Annotated in this window: 3 protein-coding genes and 1 pseudogene; 2 read left to right on the forward strand and 2 right to left on the reverse strand. The window is 22.9% G+C overall.

Translation table 4 applies throughout. The features are described from left to right. Positions 1-453 (forward strand): IS1634 family transposase (locus AB668_RS02380; RefSeq protein ID WP_152908032.1); only part of this gene is annotated, 453 nt, incomplete at its 5' end. 114 nt (positions 454-567) lie between these two features. Here the strand turns inward: AB668_RS02380 and AB668_RS02385 are convergent. Together AB668_RS02385 and AB668_RS02390 are read right to left on the reverse strand one after the other, a co-directional pair. Continuing rightward, positions 568-1,497, reverse strand: coding sequence for a Fic family protein (locus AB668_RS02385; protein ID WP_050517462.1), 930 nt, complete (start codon positions 1,495-1,497; stop codon positions 568-570). Between the two features lie 71 nt (positions 1,498-1,568). Further along, the gene (locus tag AB668_RS02390; RefSeq protein WP_235443331.1) at positions 1,569-1,970 is read right to left on the reverse strand and encodes an MAG6450 family protein; all 402 of its coding nucleotides are present in this window, start codon (positions 1,968-1,970) and stop codon (positions 1,569-1,571) included. A 254-nt stretch (positions 1,971-2,224) separates the two neighbouring features. Between AB668_RS02390 and AB668_RS02395 the strand changes: the two are divergent. Then, positions 2,225-2,498 (forward strand): annotated as a pseudogene (locus tag AB668_RS02395) (IS1634 family transposase); the annotation flags it as partial.

Consider the following 2,498-nt stretch of genomic DNA (forward strand, 5'->3'; position numbering starts at 1 on the left):
TTTTATGAATTGGATGTAGCAAAAATAAATGAAGATGAAAAATACGATGGATATTATGTTTATGAAACAAATAGAACTGATTTATCTGTAGTTGATATTGTAAATTTATATTCAAAACAGTGACAAATTGAATCTAATTTTAAAACGTTAAAAGGTAAATTGTCACTTCGTCCAATGTATCTATCAACATGAAATCATATTGTTGGATATATTTGTTTATGTTTTGTATCTTTAGTGTTTTTAAATTATGTAGTTTACCTTTTGAATTCTAGATTAGGATTACAAGGTAAAAATAGAATTACTGAACATAAAATGATTAACGTTATTAAAGATGTCAAAGAAATTGAGGTATTTGTAAACAAACAAAAAACAGAAACAATACAAGTGTTTAATGATGAGTTAAAAGAAAGTTGAGATACTTATCACACTCTTTTAGAAGTTTTAAAAAAATAACAGTCGACTTATAAATTTAGGTTTATAAGTTTAAACTGTTATTTTTATGCTTAAAGTGGGAAACGTAGGAACTAGTAAAATAAAAAGACTCTTTAGAGTCTTTTTATTGATATATTACTTGTTGTTTTCTTCTTCTCTTTGTTTAATAAGTTTTTCTCTGTCAGAAAATATTCTTATAAAATAATTTATTCTTAATAATTCATAATTAGCTATTAAATTAAGCATTGTTGATAGATCGTTTTTACAATAATAATCATCAAAAGCTTGATAATATAGATTTCTATTTATATATTTAATATTTATTGGATAATAACCATTTTTCATTAATTCAAAATTAATTAAAAGTCTTCCTGTTCGTCCATTACCATCAATAAAAGGATGAATTGCTTCAAAATCTAAGTGAAACTTTGCAATCTTTTTGATTATGTGTTCAATTGAATTGTTATATCAATCTAATAATTGTTGTATTTTTGTTTGTATCATATAAACATTAGCAACATCGTGCTTAGAATCAGAAATAACTACAGGAACATTTCTATAAACACCAGCATTTCTTCAATCATGAATTAAAACTAAATTATGTATTTTTTTGATTTCATCTTCAGTTAATAGGCTATGTTTATTTTCAATCAAATCAAGAATATATTCAAATGCTTGTTTATGTCCAATTATATCTAAATGCTCTTGTAAAGGTTTGTTATCAATTACCATTCCTTTAAAAATTAAATAAACTTCTCTTAAACTTAATGTATTTCCCTCAATAGCATTACTATTATAAGCATATTCAATAGCGAAATCTTTATTAATACAATTAAGTTCGTGTTCTTCAAAAGCAGTAAAAGATTTGATTATTTTCATTCTTTTATCAATTAACTCTAATAAATCAACACCAACTAAATCTAAAGGATTATCTAAGTCCATCGGTATTTTATATTCGTTGTCTTCTTTGATAAATCCATATATTTTATTTTGATTAATTAAATTTAATATATCTTGTTCTGAAATGTTTCATTTTTCACTAGTTTGTTTAATTGTTAAATACATAATTTACTCCTTTTGTTTTTTATAATATATTGCCTGATTTTTATAAAAAGAAAAAGACAACGTTGTCTTTTTTAGTCTTTATGAAAATCGTGGTTTGGATCTATTTTAGTTATTACAAAGTAGTTGTCTTGATTAAAATAACCAAATAATCTAAATTTTGACACGTTTTTACCCAAATGAATTTCTTTAACAAATTCATCTTTTATTGTAACGTTTTTAAAAACCTCACCTTTAGTTCTTAAAAATAATTTTTCTACTTGTGAAATGGTCATATTTTCTTTAAAAATTGAATATATAAACGCCTGGAATTCCTTAAGACCCTCTCTTTTTAAAGATTTAAAATCAAAGTCATTATCTAATTTGTGTTGAATTGCAATTTTAAAAGTGACATCTTTATTTAAAATTAGATTATTATGTAACCTTTGGTTAACACCTATATTTTTAGTTAATTCTTTATTTTTTCTCTCTTTCAAATTAATCATCACCTATATAATAAAAAATTCCCAATTTTGGACACTATATAATTTTAATAATTTACTAAAAAATTCTTATTTTCGTCCATTAAATACATTAAAATATCTAAAAAATTAAATTTTCTTAAATCTAGAGCTAAAAAAGCTCTATTTTTTGTTCTAATTTTATTTAAAAAAAGTTTAAAAAACTAAAAATAGGTGGTAAAATAAATATATATGTATAGTGTTTAACACATAAAAAAGGAGATATAAAAATGGCCATTCCTAAAGACATATTAGAAATTCCAAGACCATCTAGTACCAGAGTAAAAGCAACCACAAAAGAAGGTGTTTATAATGTTATAAAAAGAACATCAATAAGAAAAAATGGAAAAATTATTCCTGTTGAAAAAGGAGTTATTGGGAAGATTATCAATGGTGTTTATCAAAGTATTGAAAAACAAACATATGAAGTAGACGTTAAATCATATGGTCTATTTGCACTAAATGAAAAATTAAACAATCATATCTTTAGAGAACTTTTAAATT

Origin of the sequence: Mycoplasma sp. HU2014 (assembly GCF_001199495.1) — a bacterium.
Classification (GTDB): Bacteria; Bacillota_I; Bacilli_A; order Mycoplasmatales; family Mycoplasmataceae; genus Mycoplasma.